Raw genomic sequence first — 1,426 nt, 5'->3', positions numbered from 1 at the left:
CTTCAGAACTAACACAGTGGACGCGAGCAACTGAGGACAAGCCCTCGGCCTATTAGTACCGGTCAGCTCCACCCATTACTGGGCTTCCACATCCGGCCTATCAACCCAGTCGTCTACTGGGAGCCTTACCCTCTCAAGGAGGTGGGAATACTCATCTCGAAGCAGGCTTCCCGCTTAGATGCTTTCAGCGGTTATCCCTCCCGAACGTAGCCAACCAGCCATGCCCTTGGCAGGACAACTGGCACACCAGAGGTTCGTCCGTCCCGGTCCTCTCGTACTAGGGACAGCCCTTCTCAATATTCCTACGCGCACAGCGGATAGGGACCGAACTGTCTCACGACGTTCTAAACCCAGCTCGCGTACCGCTTTAATGGGCGAACAGCCCAACCCTTGGGACCGACTCCAGCCCCAGGATGCGACGAGCCGACATCGAGGTGCCAAACCATCCCGTCGATATGGACTCTTGGGGAAGATCAGCCTGTTATCCCCGGGGTACCTTTTATCCGTTGAGCGACGGCGCTTCCACAAGCCACCGCCGGATCACTAGTCCCGACTTTCGTCCCTGCTCGACCCGTCGGTCTCACAGTCAAGCTCCCTTGTGCACTTACACTCAACACCTGATTGCCAACCAGGCTGAGGGAACCTTTGGGCGCCTCCGTTACCCTTTGGGAGGCAACCGCCCCAGTTAAACTACCCATCAGACACTGTCCCTGATCCGGATCACGGACCGAGGTTAGACATCCAGCACGACCAGAGTGGTATTTCAACGGCGACTCCACCATGACTGGCGTCACGGCTTCAAAGTCTCCCACCTATCCTACACAAGCCGAACCGAACACCAATATCAAACTGTAGTAAAGGTCCCGGGGTCTTTCCGTCCTGCTGCGCGAAACGAGCATCTTTACTCGTAGTGCAATTTCACCGGGCCTATGGTTGAGACAGTCGAGAAGTCGTTACGCCATTCGTGCAGGTCGGAACTTACCCGACAAGGAATTTCGCTACCTTAGGATGGTTATAGTTACCACCGCCGTTTACTGGCGCTTAAGTTCTCAGCTTCGCCCTGTCGAAACAGAGCTAACCGGTCCCCTTAACGTTCCAGCACCGGGCAGGCGTCAGTCCGTATACATCGCCTTACGGCTTCGCACGGACCTGTGTTTTTAGTAAACAGTCGCTTCTCGCTGGTCTCTGCGGCCACCCCCAGCTCACGGAGTAAATCCGATCACCAGACGTGGCCCCCCTTCTCCCGAAGTTACGGGGGCATTTTGCCGAGTTCCTTAACCATAGTTCACCCGAACGCCTCGGTATTCTCTACCTGACCACCTGAGTCGGTTTAGGGTACGGGCCGCCATGAAACTCGCTAGAGGCTTTTCTCGACAGCATAGGATCATCCACTTCACCACAATCGGCTCGGCATCAGGTCTCAGGC

1 rRNA gene (only partly in view) is annotated in these 1,426 nt (G+C 56.2%); it reads right to left on the bottom strand.

Features of this window, described 5'->3' with window-relative positions:
• Window positions 1–32 precede the first annotated feature (32 nt).
• Window positions 33–1,426, bottom strand: a 23S ribosomal RNA gene (locus ACFQ79_RS40210); it runs 1,792 nt beyond the window's last position.

Source organism: Streptomyces sp. NPDC056480, assembly GCF_042795405.1.
In the GTDB taxonomy this organism is placed as follows: domain Bacteria; phylum Actinomycetota; class Actinomycetes; order Streptomycetales; family Streptomycetaceae; genus Streptomyces.
Note: the sequence above shows the minus strand (reverse complement) of the source record. Positions and strands in the feature narration are given on the sequence as shown.